Below are 17308 nucleotides of genomic sequence, written 5' to 3'. Positions count from 1 at the left end.
AACAAAGAACTGAGATAAAAAACAAACAAATTCTTCTTTAATCCGAGACAATATTATTTCAGGCTCATAGATTCAATAACTTGATTCTTTGAGCTTTTTTTATTCGATCTAGCTTCTATTTATCTAGGCAATATTGAAACGTAAGTTTCATCATATGGCCTGCCAGATTTTGCAATGGCAAAAGACTGCTTTAAAAGTTTGTTGGCAACGGCTATCAGTGCCAGTTTCTTGCTCTTTCCCCTGTTCACGATCCGCTCATAAACCTCTCTGCATGCCCTATTGTGCTTACAAGCGTTAAAAGAACATAGAAATAATAGGTTGCGAAGTTTTCTATTGCCGACCTTACTTATTCGCGCACGACCTCTCACACTGCTCCCCGATTCCCGTATCGTTGGGGTTATACCTACATAGCTACAAAGCTGTGCCGCATTTTCGAACTTATTGAACCCATCGGTGACCACTATTAGGAACAATGCAGTCTTTTGACCTATACCGGGTATTGACATCAATAAAGTCAATTGCTCCTGTTGGTCCTCTTTTACCAATGACAGAATCTTTGATTCGATAGCGGCTACCTCTTTATTGAGCAGTTTCTTATTACGTATCAAGGAACGATAAACAAACTTTGAAGGTATGCCCAGAACAGCTTCTCCGTGTATCTTGTTCTTGGTCGCGGTACGTTGTTTTAAATAGATATCCAATAACCGGAACAACTGTAAGCATTCGCTCTGGATATCCGTCAAGGCATTGTAAATAGGTACCTCGTTGACCAGTGCATATTCACATATAGCCTTGGCATCGCTCTTATCCGTTTTTACTTTAGCCAGTTTCATTTGAATGAAACGTTTTACGGATAATGGGTTTACTACTGAAACTATTACCCCATTTTTGTAAAGAAACTGGGCAAGTCTATAATGATAATAACCGGTAGCTTCCATAACGACCAATGAACATTTGGGCAGTTCCTTAAGGAATTTCTTAAATCCAGTTTCATCGTTCTTATACTGGTCGTGACCTTTGTTACTACCATGTACATCAAAGACATCTTTACTGATGTCGACTCCAAAAGTTTCTTTATATTTATTCATAAGATATGTTTTACGAAAGAACCGGCTACTTCTGCTCACAACAACTTGAAAACGAGATCTAAGGTCTCACAGAACTGAACGTGATCTAAGTAGTAAAAGAGAGAGGATTATCAATGTTGTCGAAGTCTAAAGCTTCACCGTATATAGTAACCTTAATTCTCTCTTTTGTTCTTTCTAGTTATATCAACAATTTACTGAGAATCAAACTTAAGACGTGTATAGCTCATTGCGGCTGAATTCCTAATCGGAATTCATTGCAATTTGCTATCTTTCGGTTACGGCGGAAAATCATAGCTGATTTTCCGCAACGAGCCATACACAAGTCCGTTAGCTGCTATATTCCATGAGTGCATATAAAGAACTTAACGCCGAACTTAAAAAGCATGGGATTGACGACATTGATGCTTTTGGAGAAACATATGGACCTGTTAATCGACTTGTAAATTCAAAACTTTCATCCAAGCCATACGTCGAAATTCTAATAAAATATCTCGGAAAACTAAATCGGAACGAATCGGAAATGGTAGTCCGAGCCTTAACGGAAAAAGGAAATAAAAAAGCGGTTCCTATGCTTTTGGAAATGTTTAAAAGTGGAAAAGATGTTGACTTATGGGTTATAGGCAACGCCCTCTATGTAATTGATGATAAAAATTCCTATGATGAGATTCTCAAATTATGTCAAGACAAATCCTATGGAATAGGTCGACAAATGTTAATGGGAACATTAGCCCGAATGAAATCAGAAAAAGCATACCGAGTTTTAGTCGAATGTCTTTTCGATTCCACTGTGAAAGGACATGCAATAGAGGGTCTCGGTAGGCTTGGAAATCCCAATGCGCTAGAAATATTGGAAAAAATTGAGGTGGAAAAAGGAAAGTATGAGTTCAAAGCCAAACATACAGCGATACGTCGATTGGAAAGAAAAAAATACAGCAGCTAACAATGTGTCCTATGAAAAGCCCTAGTCCAGTTCTCTAAAGTTAATATTTTATTTTTTATTGGTCCATAATGTTGATTTTGGGGTGTTGGATTGTTGGCAACCCTTTCCAGCATAATGCTTGGTTGTCAATACTTCAACACCATATATAACTTGCTCCGCATCCTATATGTGGTCCGTGCTTTGGGCATGGCCACCGGCATCTGTATGATCATAAGTTATAATAAGCCCGGTCACTTGCTAACCGATGTGGTTCCCGCCAGCGGCGGGACCACCTACATTGTTCTGTGATCCGGACTTTTCTACTTCTATTGTGAGCTCGGTTATCCTGTTGTTTTACTTTCTCTATATTCTATTCCAATACCCCTATCGCATAAGGGGTCTCCGTCTTTATCACCGCCAATGTCCTGCTCAGTAGTTTTCTGGCCACCTTTACGATGACACTCTTCACATTTTTTCCGTGATGCTTGCGGTAATAGCCCTGCATCACGGGATCCGTTCGAATGGCCTGCCAAGAGGCCTCGATGAAATAACTGCGTATCAACCGGTGGGCACGCATGCTCACCCCCGTATGTCGGATGGTATCGCCACTTTGGTAAATGCCCGGTGCCAGACCTACATATCCGGCCAAATGTTTGATATTACCGAAACGGCGCAGGTCGCCCAATTCGCTCAAAATACCACTGGCCACTATGGGACCTATACCGGGAATGCTCCGTAAAAGCATATAATCTTTCTTAAAGTGTTTCTTGGTATACCGGCGCAATAAGGTAGAAACTTCCCGGAATTCCCGGTCGATGAACCGAAAACTGCGCATACGGCTACGCAGGACCTCATTGCCCGTATCGTACCCGAAATCCAGTTCATCGAGCCAATCCCTGAACTTATGGCTCCAATGGTCGTTATCGAATTCTTGGGGTATCCTTATACCGTAATACAGCAACTGCATCTTGATATAGCTCTTGATCTGGCGCATATCCTTGACCAGATCGTTCCTGCGACGGAAAAGGCTCCGCAGTTGTTCCCTGCACTTGTCCGGCACACAAATACCGCTCAACCTGCCGTCCTTGAGCTCCCGTGCTATGAGTTGGGCATCGATCCTATCCGTCTTGGTATGGCGCTCCTTGCCCCGCCTGAATATATCGGCCGGATTGACCACCAAGCTGCGCCAGCCATAACCTACAAAGCACCGGTGTGCACGGTATCCGCAACAGCCCGCCTCATAAGCGGTGGACACTTCATAACCTGTATAATGCTTGGCTACATATTCATAGAGCAGTTCGGCATCGGGCGGCATGCTAAAAGTCTTTCCGGATGACAGATCCGTCGCACAGTGTACCTTCCAACTGCGTTTGTGTATGTCGATACCAATGAATAACTTAGGTGTAGCAGTAATTTGAGTGTTCATATCTTTGATTTTTAGTTCATCTTAAAGATACTCGACTTACTGCTTTTACATAGATGCTAACCGCAATTACGGCGGATTCGACTACGTCCGAATCCACTCGGAATTGCTAACGTCAGTGCTTAACCGAAAATCATTAACTTTAATCCCGTAACTGACGGTTATACGAGACCGTTAGGCAACATTTGGGTGAAACCCTGCAAAAAAGCAAGCAACCTAATTGAAATGTACTATTCACTCATTCTAACTTTTAAAAAACTGCTTGAAATTATAGTTTTGATGTAACAAATGGATTAAAAAATAAATTAAACCAATGAAAAACATCATACTTATTCTTTTCGGATTTTTAGCAATTCAAACTTTTGCACAAAACAAAAACTTTATTGACCAACCATTTATAGAAACGATTGCGGAAATCGACACTTTGGTGAAACCTGACAAAATTCATTTAGTAATTATATTAAACGAAGACGACAATCGGAATCGAAAATCAACTGAGGAATTAGAGGCTTCAATGATGAGAGTTCTGAACTCATTGAAAATCGATCTAGAAAAAAATCTTTCTCTTTTGGATTATAGTAGTGAATTCAAAAAATACTTTTTAAGTGGACAAAAAATTCTGAAAACAAAAATGTATTCTCTAATTGTAAATGACGCTCAAACTGTTGGAAAAGTAATGGCAGGATTAGAGCGTGAAGAAATATCAAACGTATCTATTACTAAAACTGAATATTCGAAATCTGACCAATTATTACTTAAGCTAAAATCAAAAGCTATTCTGAAAGCAAAACAGAATGCCGAAAAAATGGTCGAACCTATAAATCAAAAAGTTGGTAAAGCGATATACATTTCGGATTTAGAAACTGAATCGATAACTAGTCAGTTGCAAGGAAAAGTGGCTGGAGTTCAAATCAGAGGATATTCAAGCATTTATGGAAGTCGTGCACAAGAAGATATCATTATTGATTTTGAGAAAATGAAGTTTTCCTCAAAAGTAAAAGTGAAATTTATAATCGAGTAAAAACGTTGCTTAACACGATATATAGCAAATAGGGCGATTAGTGTTTAATCGAAAGGTTGTTGTTTATTTGCAAAGTCGCCAAATCTTTTGATTTGGTATTAAAGAGAAAAATTAAAACAAAATGCAAAAGTTTGGCTTAGTGCTTAATCGAAAATAATCACTTGTCCTCTGCCCTAAATGCCATATATTTAACGTTGTGTTTAATTTGAAAAAACATTGAAAAATTTAATTAACATCATAATTTTATTTCTTTTTCTTCTTGTTATTGGGTGCGGGAAAACGGATAAAAAAAGAAAATCTTATGACCCAACGGTTGTCGTTAAACTTTTAACACCGTCAAAGATTAATGAGCCCGTTAAAGCAGTTGCAATATTACTAGACTCGGAATTCGCTGATAAAAATTCACAAATATTTGTCGTATTGCAGTCTGGCGGAGATGAACTTTTAAAAAAGGACTTATCAAACGAATATGAAATTGACATTGAAGGATTTGCTAACTTAGAAATTGATTCGCTAAATCAGAAATGGATTGAAAGCAAAGATAAAAGACATAGTGCAGTATTTGGAAGAACATTCTATGAGCCTGGAAAAAACAAGCTTAGAGGTTACGTTTGGGACTTTTATGGTTTTGAACATACGGACTCGATTATACCCTCACAAAGTAGGAAATATTATTTCGAATTTGAGGTGGACACAGAGGATGGGAAGTAAAAACTAAACACAACAAAACCTAAAGATCATGCGGACTTTAGCGCAAAATTGAAAGGTCTTTGTATATTTATGAAGTCGCTAAATCTTTGGAATTTAGCTTTGGACAAAAAAAGAAAAAGCAAAACCAAAAGCTTTAGCTTCGTGCGCAGAAGGAAACGAAAAGTTTCCTTGCCTCCGCACTACGCTAAACCGAACCGTTGTGCAACATTTAAGAAAAATCTGAACTTAATGAAAATGTTTCCTGAAAATGTCTACTCAATAGAATTAAACAATGACTACTTTGTAGGTATTTCGGAATTAAAAAATCAAACTCTATCCAAAGAACAGTTTGTTACAGACTGGAATAGTCAGACATTCATCGGTATAATTGAGAAGAATGAATTTGAAGTGAAACTTTCAAAAAAGTTAATTGGAGAAATTTGTATTCTAAAAGGGAAATTGGAAAATAAAAAAGGGACATTAGAAATTCGTACTGGTCGAATTTTTAAAATCATTTTTATTGCGATATTGTTGTTTGCTCTTTCTGGCATAATCACTGCTATAATCCAAAAAGAATTCGAAGTAATATTTCATCTTATTATGACAGTTTTAGTAATGAGATATATTTTTATGGAATTAGGGTTTAGAATTATATCAAAAAGCGGTATAAATAAACTGACAGAAATTATCGGAATAAACAAACTGAATAAAATCGTTGCACAACACGGTGTATAAAACATAGCTAATAAATGTTTATCCAAAAGGTTTGTGTGTATTAGAAAGTCCGCCAAATTTTTAATTTGGCTTTTAAAAAGAGAAAATTAAAAACAAAATGTAAAAATTCGGCTCTGTTTTAATCTGAAATATTAGTGTCTTTTTGTACGCTTTGCTTTATAAATAAGTCTGTTGTAGCACATTTACCAAAACCAACTAAATGCTTGAATTAATACTTTCGACTTTAGCAGAATTTGGACTAATCCGTGAGGATTATAAACATCGGAAACGAATAAGTAAAAAAGAAAAAGAAGATGGTACTAAAAGACCTATTCAAAAATATTTTTTGCAACCAAGTGCATTAATTTTCATTTCTGTTTTAGTCATTGGGAGTTTAATCTTTATTCTGTTTTTTACTTATCAAAGAACATCTGTTTTTCCTGAAAGAACTGTGAAAGAAATCTCTGAAATGAGTGACAGAATGGAAAATTGGAACCAAAAGTTCGGACGATACCCATCAAACCTTAATGAGTTAATTGGAAATAGTCCTGTAAGACAAAGTTGGAAAAAAGACGCTTGGAACCGAGAATATGAATTTACGATTTCGGAAAACGTAAAAACGTTTTTAATCACCTCTGCTGGTTCTGATGGAGAATTTAATACAGAAGATGACATTGAATCGCAATAATAAAACCTGCGACAACAAAACCTATAAACAATACGGAATTAGGGTTTTAACACCAATAACTATGTATATTTATACGGTAGTTAAATTTAAAATTGCGTGTAAACGAAATGTTCAAATTTAGCTTTGCATCAATCAAAATAAAATGAATACAGTAAAATGAAAATTAGAGAAGTACATAAAAATGATTATACCATTTCAACGGACAAGAACAAGTTAGATATTGAAAGCATTCATAAATTTCTTGCTAACGAAACCGATTGGGCTAACGGAATTCCTATCCAAACTTTAAAAACATCCATTGAAAATTCTCTAAATTTTGGGGTGTATTACAAAAACAAGCAAATTGGCTTTGCCAGAATAATTAGTGACTTCTCTACCATTGCCTATTTAGGAGATGTTTATATCTTAAAGGAATATAGAGGAAAAGGATTGAGTAAATGGCTCATGAACGAAATAACGGAACACCCTAACCTCCAAGGATTAAGACGCTGGATTTTATTAACCGACACCGCTGAATGGCTTTATAAAAAATATGGTTTTACAGCATTGCCCAATCCTCAATTATATATGGAAAAACATAACACCAATGTATATAAGGGTATGGATCAAACCAAAGCTAACAATTCCGAAAATTCTTATTCATAAACGCATCAATTCTAATATATGACCTAAACCCTTTAAAACTTACCATTGTGAAAACCGAACTTAACACCATTTGGATAGATTTAAATGAAGAACTGTATACCTTTATTTTAGGGAGAATTAAGGATGAACACATTGCTAAAGATATTCATCAAGAAGTATTTTTAAAGGTTCAAACTAAAATACATCAGCTTAAACACACCTCTAAGCTTACCTCTTGGGTATATCAAATCACACGGAACAGTATTATTGACCACTATAGAAAATCTCCCAATAAAACTATTTCAATAAACGATATGGATTTCCCCGAAGTGGATAGTGAAAATTTTGAATACGCCAACCTAACAAATTGTATCAATCAAAAAATTGAAGACCTATCCTCTCATCATAAAGAAGCCATTATATTGACTTCTTTTCAAAATTATTCGCAAAAAGAACTTGCCCAGCATTTGAACATCTCCTATTCCGGTACAAAATCCAGGGTACAAAAAGCCAAGGAAATTTTAAAGGAGAATATTCTAGATTGCCCAAATGTAGCATCTGATGATACGGGCAAATTAATAGATTTTGAAAAAAAGTAATAATTACTACGTCTTTTTCCAGTGCACAGCGTCCATCTTGTATAACACATAAATTATTACAAATGGAAAAGTCAAAACAAAAGATAACCGTACAAATTTTAAATGCTTTTGCCGAACATGGTAAAGGTGGCAACCCTGCAGGAGTTGTGCTAAACGCAGATGCCCTAACTAACAAAAACAAACTTGAAATTGCCAAAAAGGTTGGTTTATCTGAAACAGCATTCGTATCAAAGTCTACAACCGATGATTTTAAATTGGATTTTTTTACGCCCAACAAGCAAATTGCGCATTGTGGTCATGCCACTGTTGCCACATTCTCTTATTTAAAGCAAATGGGCATATTAACCAAAAATAGCTCTTCAAAAGAAACGATTGATGGCAGTCGAAAAATAGAAATCATAGGGGATTTAGCGTTTATGGAGCAATTGCCCCCAAAATATACTGAAATAAGCGACAAACATGCCGTTTTACAATCACTTGGATTACGTACAGCGGATGTTTTACCAAATGCCCCTATGCTATCCGTACATACGGGTAATTCATTTTTGCTTATTCCCGTTAAAAACAGCGAAACATTAAAGAATATAGTACCCGATTTTGACATGATCAATAAAATCAGCGACGAGTTGAATCTCATTGGTTACTATGCGTTTACCACAGATACTTCATATGATGCTACCGCAAGAATGTTCGGTCCGCGTTATGGTATTTTGGAAGAAGCCGGTACAGGTATGGCCGCCGGTCCGCTGGGGAGCTATTTATTTGATATTCTAAAGCAACAGAAAAGTACTTTTCATATTCAACAAGGCAAATATATGGTACCGCCTTCGCCCAGTTTAATTACCGTTAAACTACAAATTGAAAAGGAAGAAATAAGCGGTTTAATGGCTGGCGGCATAGGCATTTTGAACAAACAATTAGTTGTTGAGATCGATGTTTGAAAATGAGCTTACCATTCATTTAATTATTTAATAAAAATAATCTGGAACCATTAATATAATATTACACAGTCTTAATGCCCTAAAATGGTCATTAAGACTGTATTTATAATTTAAAGCCCTACTGTATTTTAATCTGTAAAAGTAAAATCTGGCAGTTTTATGATCTCTCCTCCTTTTAAAGCGGATTCGTGTGATAAAATACCCACACATGTAATGTTAGCAGACTGTTTTGCATTCGGATAAGGAGTAGTGTCATTGAGCAAACCGTTTACAAAAGCATGTACTAAATGAGGGTGAGAACCACCATGACCAGCCCCTTGGGTAAAGGATAAATGTTGATTATCATCCTCATCATATACGCCGTGTGTGGTAAATGACTGAATTTCTTTGGGCAACAACTTTGCAAAATCCGGACAGACAACCTCTTCAGGTATTTCCTGTTCTGGTTTCTTGGCCGTATGCATTACAAGGGGTTTACCCTTGATCAAGGGCCATTCTACAGATTTCTTGGAACCGTATACTTCAAAACTTTCCCTATACTGCCGTGCTACATCAAACAAAGAGCGATATACCTGAGCACTTAAATCGGAATTTCTAAATTTAATATGGGTAGTTTCTACAGCGAATGGTGAATTGTATTCTTTAATTAGTTCATCGCGAATTGTACCAGACCCAAAGCAAGAGACATATTCTGCCTCATTCTGAGTTAATCCTAAAACCGGTCCTACACAATGTGTAGCATAGTGCATTGGCGGTAAGCCCGGCCAGTAATTGGGCCAACCATCCATATCTTGTTGATGACTTGCTTTTAAAAATTGAATTTTCCCCAGATTACCATTTTCATATAACTCTTTCATGAATAAAAACTCCCTAGCATATACCACGGTTTCCATCATCATATAAGTTAACCCGGTTTCTTGGATCAAGGCCACAATTTGCCTACATTCATCAACAGTTGTTGCCATAGGCACCGTACAGGCTACATGTTTACCTGCCCTTAATGCTTGTATAGATTGCTGACCATGAAGAGGTATTGGTGTATTTATATGCACTGCGTCTATATCTGGATCCTTCAAAAGCTCCTCGTAAGAAGTATATCTTTTTTCTATATTAAACACATCCGCTATTTGTTGGAGTTTTTTATCGTTTCGTTGACATAATGCTACCAATTCCGCATTAGGATGTTTTTTATAAATAGGAATAAATTCTGCTCCAAAGCCAAGTCCTATTATAGCGATCTTAATTTTTTTATCACTTAAATTCATATGTTAATCCTTAAATGTTCTTCTTAAAAATTCTAGTCCATTTTGTGCAAATTCATCTTGACTCTTTGCCTTGGTCTTCCATATACAAACGGCACTAGCCAATTCCTTTATCTCCGGAGTAAAACTTTCAATGACCATAGCTCCGTTATAATTAATATCCTTAAGACCTAGGTAAATATCGTTCCAAGGGGTGAGCCCGGTACCAGGAGTACCTCTATGATTTTCAGAGACTTGAATATGTATAAGTTTATCACCTACTACATTTATAGCTTTACGTAGATTGTTTTCTTCTATCGTCATATGAAAACTATCTAAAGATACCATAGCGGCTTTATGATCCACATCTGCAATTAACTGCATTACATCTTCTGCCGTATTGACCATATCTGACTCAAACCTGTTCAATGGCTCTATTCCTATTTTAAGATCATATGCATAAGCTAAATGACAAGCATGTTTTACATTGGCTACCGCTAAATCCCATTCTGTCTTTCTTTGATCTGTAGATAACATACGCGCCTTTCCTACAGCCGAATATAAAGGGCCAACAAAAGATGTTGCGCCAAATACACTGCAGATTTCAAAACATTGCTCTAAATATTCAAAGCAATGCAAATGTACTTTCTCATCCTTACTGGTCAGGTCTTTAGTTGGTCCAAATGCCCCGCAAATAGAAGCTTTTAAACCATAATCATCTAGCGCTTTTTTTACTTCTGCCGCATTGATTAATAACGGATCCTCTATGGGGATTTCAACAACATCAAAACCCATTTTTTTAATTTTTGGAAACAATCCAATACTTTCAGTGGAAAATGGTGATTGCCACAGCCAAGTACTCACTCCGAAAACCAACTTATTCTTATTCAAATCTCTCATCTATTTAACGATCATTACCCCTTGCATAATTCTCCAATGTCCGGGAAAGGTACAGATATATGGGTATTCACCTGGTTTACTTGGGGCCGTAAACTTTAGGGAATACGTTTCATCTGGATTCAATATTGGTGTTGCAAATAGCACATCGCCCAATTGCGGTACATAATTAAGTGTCGCAGCATTAGGATCCGCAGCCATTTTATCTGCCGCTTTTCCTACAATATCTTTTTTACCGGGTTTAGTTATGACCAAATTATGCTGCATATAATCAGGATTTTTCAATACCAATTCTACTTGTTCACTAGCATTTACCTCAAACCTGGTAACATTGAACTTCATTTCATTTTTTAAAACCTTGATTTCAATCACCTTAGCGTCATTTTGATCAATGTTTTCTTGAGCTTCAATTTTGTTAGATTGATTATCGTAGTACTTATATAAGAGGTTGACCATATCAAAAACGTTAGTTACTTTTTCCTCTTGATCCAAAAAGCTTTTTTCGACTTTATATTTATAGGCTCCATTGATCCTAACCAAGGATTCACCTGCTTCTATATACATCTGCCAAAAATTACCATAAATACCACCTTCGCCTCCAGTATCTTCAACTTTAATGGCAATCGTATTTTTACCTGGTTTTAATACCCCATCTGGAATTTTATAATGTCTATTGGAACTATAACTTGATGCCATACTACCTACTTCAATTCCGTTGATATAGGTAATATCTGAATCATCAATGGGACCTAACGATATTGCAGCACCCTTAACCATGTTGGCCGGTATATGTACTTCTCTTCTAAACCAAATAACACCATCAATATCCAGTCCGGCATTTTCAATATACTGGGGCAACTCCATAGTTTCCCAATCGCTGTCATCGTAATTGACCAAACTCATATCAACTCTTTTTTCAAAAGAAATTTCATGTGTAGGATTGGCTTTATGAAACGCATTTAAAAACCCGCTTAAATGAATGGCCGCATTGGCATAAAGTGCCTTATATAACCAAGGATCACTCATCACCTTATGGTCTTGTGAAAGGTTATACATTAGTTGCCCCATTTTCGTGGAAGAGGGTCTTTCTGTAAAATAAAGTAATGTTGCCAATTGAACACGAGGGTCTGTATCATAAAGTGTATTGGCTTTTAATATAGCTGCATCGGTCTGTGTATTTCTAGGTAACATTTGCAATGCAGCTTTTCTAACTGCCCATGCTTTATGATATAATGCACTACGTACTACTTTAAGTGCTTCATTATTATTTTCAATGGCATTTAATCCATTAATAGTCCAAAGGGCATGTATTGCAGCATTATTTAATCCGTTTTGATCAACATGTTGGTCATTCACTAATTCATAAAGACCACTTAATAAGTCAACATACTCATTTTCAACTATAAGGCGTTGGGCGGTTAACCTCCAAAATTTATTGTCATCACTTAATGCTTTCAATAAAACATCTGGTTGTTTTTTTGACAATTGTTTTGGCTCATAGGTATCATCATCTTTTGGTACCACACGCCAAATTCTACCATGACCTTTATCCCTTAAAGGATTTACATAGGCATTACCGTCTCCATTTTCTGCGTTATATCCGCCACGATCTTCATTAGGTGTAGGGTTGTGCTGTACTATAAAATTATACCAATCTGCAATCCAAACAGCTCCGTCAGGTCCAACCTTGGCATCTACCGGTGAACTCCATTCATCCGCAGATGCAAATAAATTACCATAATCTTCTTCAGCATAACCAGAACCATTATTGACTATTTTAGCTTGGTGCACTAGCCCACCCGTTGGCTCACATACAAAGGCTATTTTGTTCCAATACGGCTCCGGATATGCACGTGCAGTATAGAAATAGTGACCCGCCGCTGCAGTAAACCCTCCAAAAACATCTACTTGTCTTACATTTGAAGTAATTGGCTGCATATAATAATGCCCGTCTATTTTAGCACTTCCGTCAGCCCCAATTCCTTTTACATCCTTTAGGTTTTTATTCGGAATAGCTACAAATGCACTATGCGTGTTGTTCGCTGTAGATGCGAATATCTCGTTATCTTCCGTTATGCCCAACCCCCAAGTGTTATTACTGGTATTAGTAATAACTTCAAAAGTTTTCTTCTTGGGGTTAAAACGATAGACATTCTGATTGAATTTTAAATCTTGTCCAAAAGCATTTCCATCAAACCCTGAATACCCTACTACACCGTAAAGATTATTGTCAATACCATATTGCAGATTTGATGGTCCTGCATGTGTATCAAAAGTTCCCCATCCATCTATTAGTATCTCTTTTACATCTGCTTTATCATCACCATCAGTATCTTTTAAGAAAATAAAATGAGGTGCCTGTGAAACTATAATACCGCCATCATAAAAAGTAAAACTTGTAGGTATATTCAATTCTTCTGCGAAGATGGTTACCTTATCCGCTTTTCCGTCACCATCGGTATCTTCCAAAATTTTTACCTTATCATCACCTTTACTATTATCATTACGAACAGTATTTGGATAATCGACAGTTTCAATAACCCATAACCTACCCTGTTCATCCCAATCCATAGCAATTGGGTTTATAATATCTGGTTCAGATGCAAACAGTTGTACTTCAAAACCCGCAGGTACCTGAATTAATTTTTTTGATGCTTCTGCAGATAACGGTAGTTGATATTTTGGCGCAGGATCTCTTTTTTCATAGTTTGGTATGTTTGCTCGTTCTTCATAGGATAATATTGGCATATTGGCCATAAATGCTGTCCAATTCTTTTTAACCTTTTTATTTACAGCCCAAAGAATTCCAGATTTAATTAAGCTTTGAAATCCTTTATTGTTCCATGTACGATCGTCATGACCAAAAGCTGTATAAAATATTTTGCCTTCTCCTACTTCTTTTACCCATGTGTAAGGTTCACGGTGATCACCTTCTACACGCTCCATTAAAACGGTAATATCATCAGCTATTTTATCATGAACATAAGTTTCGTCCCAAGTTCTAAATGGAGCCAAATTTTTAGTAACAGGATGATCTTTATTAACAATCTCTGCCATAAATGTACCTGTATGGTGGCTTTTAAATTGCGCACCGACTAGTTTTATGTATTCATTGGAGTTCTTAAAACAAAAACTAGCCGAATGTATAGGAATGAATGCATTACCATTTTCTACAAAGCTTAATAATGCTTTTTCCTCATTATGAGAAATCTCTTCTTGATTTCCATACATAATGAGTCCGTCATACAATCTTAAATTTTCTTCATTAAGGTCAGATTGTTTTTCGGTATATGTAATATTTATACCATCCTTAGTTAATGCAGATGCCAAAATGGGAAAATAGGTTCTTGAATTATGATGCTCCAATTCATGACCTAAAAAAAGTAATTCTATTCTTCTCGGCTTATCATCTAACCGTTCTTTACCCATTGGCGAGCAAGCCGATAGACAGATAATCAGTGATAAAAATAAAAATGGGTAAGAATAGGTTTTCATAGGTGGTCTATTTTTCTCAGGTCAATATTACCCAAAAAACAAGCTGAAAAATTACTCTCATTTACCACAAACCGACTATATATTATCATTCAAATCATAATAACTATATTTTTTTGATACATTAGTATAAATTCCATTTAAAAATGGAATGTATTAAGCCAACATTATGTCATGAAATCTGCTCTACAAAAATCACCGATTCCCAAGCATCATGCCTATTTAGCTAGAATGCTTAAAGAGCCTGTTTTTGATCCTCATTGGCATTTTCATTCAGAACATCAGCTTTTTCTAGTTCTAAAAGGTAGTGGCACAAGATTTATTGGCGATAGCGTTAAATCATATATTGCTGGTGATATCACTTTTATAGGTCCTGACCTTCCACATCTTTGGCGTAGTGAAAATGAGGAAGAGCAAGAAATGAACATTGCTTGGTCTGAAGGGATCGTCATTTATTTTCATAAAGATTTTTTAGGAAAAAATCTTTTGCAGAGCAATGAAGCCATACGTTTACGAAATGTTTTCCATAAAAGTCTACGGGGAATTGAGTTTACCCATAAGACCGCTGCAACCTTAAAAACAATGATGATTGACCTTGTAGCCATGACCGGGTTTGATGGTGTGCTACAATTACTAAAAATTTTAAATTTTATAAGTACAACCAACGAATTTAATCTTTTGGCCAGCGCTGGTTATACCAACACCCTAAGGGAAGCAGATACGGAACGTATGTTCAAAGTGTATGCTTTTGTCATGAAAAACTTTAAGCAAAAAATATTCTTGACAGATTTAGCCAAACTAACGAATATGACCCCTACATCATTCAGTAGATATTTTAAGCAACACGCTAATAAACCTTTTTCAGATTTTGTAAGTGAAATTAGAATTGGTCATGCTTGTAAACTTTTAATCGAGAAGAAAATGAATGTTTCACAAGCTTGTTATCAAAGCGGATATCAAACGCTTTCAAATTTCAACAAACAATTTAAGCATATCACTAAATTAACCCCTTTGGCATACAAAAAGAAATACGAGATATACTAAACGTCAATGCCTAGTTTAATGGAATCAATTGCGGAATTTTTGAATTTCCAATAATAGATTTCTTGTACCATCCGCACAAATATAAGGCAAAGCTAAAAGTAATTACCACAACGTTTCAACTTTGACAAAATAAAGGTATATATGCTCATCTTACCCATAAGAACAATGTTATATTATTCCTAATACAGACCAATAGCACAAAGGGTTTTCACTATATTTCGAAAAAATACGCTAGACTACCTAGTAGCTATATACATAGAAAATTTAGACTTACATAATGCAAAAACTAAGAGAACAGACCGATGCTAAAATAGCTTTTGGCAGACAAAAAAATCCTGAATTCATGAAAGGCGTCGATGAGATCATCGAAGAAGCAAAGGCTTTTGAAAAAGGTAAGAATGCGCTAAAGGTAGGAGAACAAGCTCCAAATTTTGAGTTACCGGATGCTTTAGGCAATCAAATAAAATTATCCGGTTTATTGGATAACGGTGCGGTAGTAGTCACTTTTTATCGTGGTAGCTGGTGCCCATACTGCAACTTACAATTACGTGCATTACAAGCTAAGCTACCGGAAATTCAATCTCTTGGTGCTACGCTGATCGCCATTAGTCCAGAAGTTCCAGATGCATCAATGACCAAGAATGAAATTAGTGAGATGGATTTTACAGTTTTGTCTGACCAAGATGCAAAAGTAGCGTCTAAGTACGGCGTAGCTTGGGAAGTACCAGAATTTCTTTTGGACCATATGCGCGTTGACCGAAATCTTGATCTAAAACAAATAAACAACGGAAATGGAACGGTATTGCCAATACCTGCTACCTTTATTGTTGGCACAGACGGTGCAATTCAATGGAGCTACGTTAACGTTGATTACCGCACACGTTCAGAGCCAGACGAAATTGTTGAAGCTTTAAAAAGTATCTCTTAAATAAAACCACCAAACCTTTTATCAGTGAAAATTATAGACACACCAGAGCAAAACCACCTTAAAATTGCCATGGCACAAATAGCACCGGTTTGGCTCAACAAATCTGCTACTATTGATAGAATTAAGGAATATATTATAAAGGCGGCCAAAGACAGTTGTGAGCTCGTTGTCTTTGGTGAGGCATTGTTACCGGGTTATCCTTTTTGGGTTTCTATGACCAATGGTGCAAAATTCGATTCTAAAGTTCAGAAAGAGATTCATGCGCATTACGTTAAAAATTCGGTTCAAATTGAGGCTGGAGAATTAGATGACATCTGTGCGCTTGCGAAACAACATAAGATTGCCATCTACTTAGGTCTCATGGAACGAGCACAAAACAGAGGCGGTCATAGTATTTACTGCTCCCTTGCATATATTGACAACCAGGGCGAAATAAAATCGGTTCACAGAAAATTACAGCCTACCTACGAAGAGCGGTTGACATGGGCACCGGGTGATGGTAACGGATTACAAGTACATGATCTTAAGAACTTTAGTGTTGGCGGATTAAACTGTTGGGAGAACTGGATGCCCTTGCCTAGAGCTACCCTGTACGGATTGGGAGAAAACTTACACATTGCCGTTTGGCCCGGATCGGATTACAATACCGCCGATATCACCAGGTTCATTGCACGAGAATCCAGGTCTTTTGTAGTTTCTGTATCTAGCTTAATGAGCAAAACCGATTTTCCAGATGACACTCCACATTTAAACGCCATTCTTGAAAATTGCCCGGAAACATTGGCAAACGGTGGTTCTTGTATTGCCGGACCGGATGGGGAATGGATTTTACCTCCTGTAATTGATAAAGAGGGATTGATCACAACAACTATAGATTTCAACAGGGTTTTAGAAGAACGTCAGAATTTTGATCCCGTAGGGCACTATTCTAGACCAGATGTCACTAAACTTTCCGTGAACAGAGAAAGACAGTCTACCATAGAAATCAAGGATTAATAA

Annotated in this window: 16 protein-coding genes; 11 read left to right on the top strand and 5 right to left on the bottom strand. The window is 36.6% G+C overall.

Annotated features, from left to right (window positions below):
- Nucleotides 1-119 precede the first annotated feature (119 nt).
- Nucleotides 120-1088, bottom strand: coding sequence for an IS110 family transposase (locus I600_RS16455; RefSeq protein ID WP_058105098.1), 969 nt, complete (start codon nucleotides 1086-1088; stop codon nucleotides 120-122).
- A 343-nt stretch (nucleotides 1089-1431) separates the two neighbouring features.
- Here I600_RS16455 and I600_RS16450 point away from each other — a divergent pair, with 343 nt between their 5' ends.
- Nucleotides 1432-2028 (top strand): HEAT repeat domain-containing protein, encoded by a 597-nt coding sequence (locus tag I600_RS16450; protein ID WP_058105651.1) that lies wholly within the window; start codon nucleotides 1432-1434, stop codon nucleotides 2026-2028.
- A 349-nt stretch (nucleotides 2029-2377) separates the two neighbouring features.
- Here the strand turns inward: I600_RS16450 and I600_RS16445 are convergent, their stop codons facing one another.
- Nucleotides 2378-3433: an IS110 family RNA-guided transposase gene (locus I600_RS16445; RefSeq protein ID WP_058105650.1), complete on the bottom strand. Its 1056-nt coding sequence runs from the start codon at nucleotides 3431-3433 to the stop codon at nucleotides 2378-2380.
- Between the two features lie 310 nt (nucleotides 3434-3743).
- On the opposite strand from I600_RS16445, the gene I600_RS16440 reads away from it, so the two are divergent.
- The 7 genes from I600_RS16440 (at nucleotide 3744) to I600_RS16410 (ending at nucleotide 8707) form a co-directional block, all read left to right on the top strand.
- Nucleotides 3744-4451, top strand: coding sequence for an SIMPL domain-containing protein (locus I600_RS16440; RefSeq protein WP_245188907.1), 708 nt, complete (start codon nucleotides 3744-3746; stop codon nucleotides 4449-4451).
- 216 nt (nucleotides 4452-4667) lie between these two features.
- On the top strand, nucleotides 4668-5162 hold the full coding sequence (locus I600_RS16435) for a hypothetical protein (protein ID WP_058105649.1): 495 nt from the start codon (nucleotides 4668-4670) through the stop codon (nucleotides 5160-5162).
- 69 nt (nucleotides 5163-5231) lie between these two features.
- The gene (locus I600_RS16430; protein ID WP_058105648.1) at nucleotides 5232-5876 is read left to right on the top strand and encodes a hypothetical protein; all 645 of its coding nucleotides are present in this window, start codon (nucleotides 5232-5234) and stop codon (nucleotides 5874-5876) included.
- A gap of 199 nt (nucleotides 5877-6075) precedes the next feature.
- Entirely contained in the window at nucleotides 6076-6543 is a 468-nt protein-coding gene (locus I600_RS16425) for a type II secretion system protein GspG (protein WP_058105647.1), read from the top strand.
- A gap of 156 nt (nucleotides 6544-6699) precedes the next feature.
- Complete coding sequence (locus I600_RS16420) at nucleotides 6700-7188, top strand: GNAT family N-acetyltransferase (protein WP_058105646.1); 489 nt, start codon at nucleotides 6700-6702, stop codon at nucleotides 7186-7188.
- A gap of 47 nt (nucleotides 7189-7235) precedes the next feature.
- On the top strand, nucleotides 7236-7766 hold the full coding sequence (locus tag I600_RS16415) for a sigma-70 family RNA polymerase sigma factor (RefSeq protein WP_058105645.1): 531 nt from the start codon (nucleotides 7236-7238) through the stop codon (nucleotides 7764-7766).
- A 62-nt stretch (nucleotides 7767-7828) separates the two neighbouring features.
- Entirely contained in the window at nucleotides 7829-8707 is an 879-nt protein-coding gene (locus I600_RS16410) for a PhzF family phenazine biosynthesis protein (protein ID WP_058105644.1), read from the top strand.
- Between the two features lie 128 nt (nucleotides 8708-8835).
- Here the strand turns inward: I600_RS16410 and I600_RS16405 are convergent, their stop codons facing one another.
- Genes I600_RS16405 through I600_RS16395 form a run of 3 tightly spaced genes read right to left on the bottom strand, consistent with a single transcriptional unit; the run spans nucleotide 8836 to nucleotide 14340 of the window.
- Complete coding sequence (locus I600_RS16405; protein ID WP_058105643.1) at nucleotides 8836-9972, bottom strand: Gfo/Idh/MocA family protein; 1137 nt, start codon at nucleotides 9970-9972, stop codon at nucleotides 8836-8838.
- A 3-nt stretch (nucleotides 9973-9975) separates the two neighbouring features.
- The gene (locus I600_RS16400) at nucleotides 9976-10839 is read right to left on the bottom strand and encodes a sugar phosphate isomerase/epimerase family protein (RefSeq protein WP_209439208.1); all 864 of its coding nucleotides are present in this window, start codon (nucleotides 10837-10839) and stop codon (nucleotides 9976-9978) included.
- A gap of 9 nt (nucleotides 10840-10848) precedes the next feature.
- Nucleotides 10849-14340, bottom strand: coding sequence for a PVC-type heme-binding CxxCH protein (locus tag I600_RS16395; RefSeq protein ID WP_058105641.1), 3492 nt, complete (start codon nucleotides 14338-14340; stop codon nucleotides 10849-10851).
- A gap of 171 nt (nucleotides 14341-14511) precedes the next feature.
- On the opposite strand from I600_RS16395, the gene I600_RS16390 reads away from it, so the two are divergent.
- From I600_RS16390 to I600_RS16380, 3 genes are all read left to right on the top strand, one after another.
- On the top strand, nucleotides 14512-15381 hold the full coding sequence (locus tag I600_RS16390; RefSeq protein ID WP_058105640.1) for an AraC family transcriptional regulator: 870 nt from the start codon (nucleotides 14512-14514) through the stop codon (nucleotides 15379-15381).
- Nucleotides 15382-15658: 277 nt separating this feature from the next.
- Nucleotides 15659-16309, top strand: a complete 651-nt coding sequence (locus I600_RS16385) for a peroxiredoxin-like family protein (protein WP_058105639.1) — start codon at nucleotides 15659-15661, stop codon at nucleotides 16307-16309.
- 69 nt (nucleotides 16310-16378) lie between these two features.
- Nucleotides 16379-17305: a carbon-nitrogen hydrolase family protein gene (locus I600_RS16380; protein ID WP_058105665.1), complete on the top strand. Its 927-nt coding sequence runs from the start codon at nucleotides 16379-16381 to the stop codon at nucleotides 17303-17305.
- The last annotated feature ends 3 nt before the right edge of the window (nucleotides 17306-17308 follow it).

This window comes from Maribacter dokdonensis DSW-8 (assembly GCF_001447995.1).
Taxonomy (GTDB): domain Bacteria; phylum Bacteroidota; class Bacteroidia; order Flavobacteriales; family Flavobacteriaceae; genus Maribacter; species Maribacter dokdonensis.
Note: the sequence above shows the minus strand (reverse complement) of the source record. Positions and strands in the feature narration are given on the sequence as shown.

Excerpts from the sequence above, each read along its gene's own strand:
- I600_RS16405 (WP_058105643.1), bottom strand. The coding sequence starts at position 9,972 with ATGAATTTAAGTGATAAAAAAATTAAGATCGCTATAATAGGACTTGGC.
- I600_RS16420 (WP_058105646.1), top strand. The coding sequence starts at position 6,700 with ATGAAAATTAGAGAAGTACATAAAAATGATTATACCATTTCAACGGAC.
- I600_RS16385 (WP_058105639.1), top strand. The coding sequence starts at position 15,659 with ATGCAAAAACTAAGAGAACAGACCGATGCTAAAATAGCTTTTGGCAGA.
- I600_RS16380 (WP_058105665.1), top strand. The coding sequence starts at position 16,379 with ATGGCACAAATAGCACCGGTTTGGCTCAACAAATCTGCTACTATTGAT.
- I600_RS16410 (WP_058105644.1), top strand. The coding sequence starts at position 7,829 with ATGGAAAAGTCAAAACAAAAGATAACCGTACAAATTTTAAATGCTTTT.
- I600_RS16445 (WP_058105650.1), bottom strand. The coding sequence starts at position 3,433 with ATGAACACTCAAATTACTGCTACACCTAAGTTATTCATTGGTATCGAC.
- I600_RS16440 (WP_245188907.1), top strand. The coding sequence starts at position 3,744 with ATGAAAAACATCATACTTATTCTTTTCGGATTTTTAGCAATTCAAACT.
- I600_RS16425 (WP_058105647.1), top strand. The coding sequence starts at position 6,076 with ATGCTTGAATTAATACTTTCGACTTTAGCAGAATTTGGACTAATCCGT.
- I600_RS16390 (WP_058105640.1), top strand. The coding sequence starts at position 14,512 with ATGAAATCTGCTCTACAAAAATCACCGATTCCCAAGCATCATGCCTAT.
- I600_RS16430 (WP_058105648.1), top strand. The coding sequence starts at position 5,232 with ATGAAGTCGCTAAATCTTTGGAATTTAGCTTTGGACAAAAAAAGAAAA.
- I600_RS16450 (WP_058105651.1), top strand. The coding sequence starts at position 1,432 with ATGAGTGCATATAAAGAACTTAACGCCGAACTTAAAAAGCATGGGATT.
- I600_RS16455 (WP_058105098.1), bottom strand. The coding sequence starts at position 1,088 with ATGAATAAATATAAAGAAACTTTTGGAGTCGACATCAGTAAAGATGTC.
- I600_RS16395 (WP_058105641.1), bottom strand. The coding sequence starts at position 14,340 with ATGAAAACCTATTCTTACCCATTTTTATTTTTATCACTGATTATCTGT.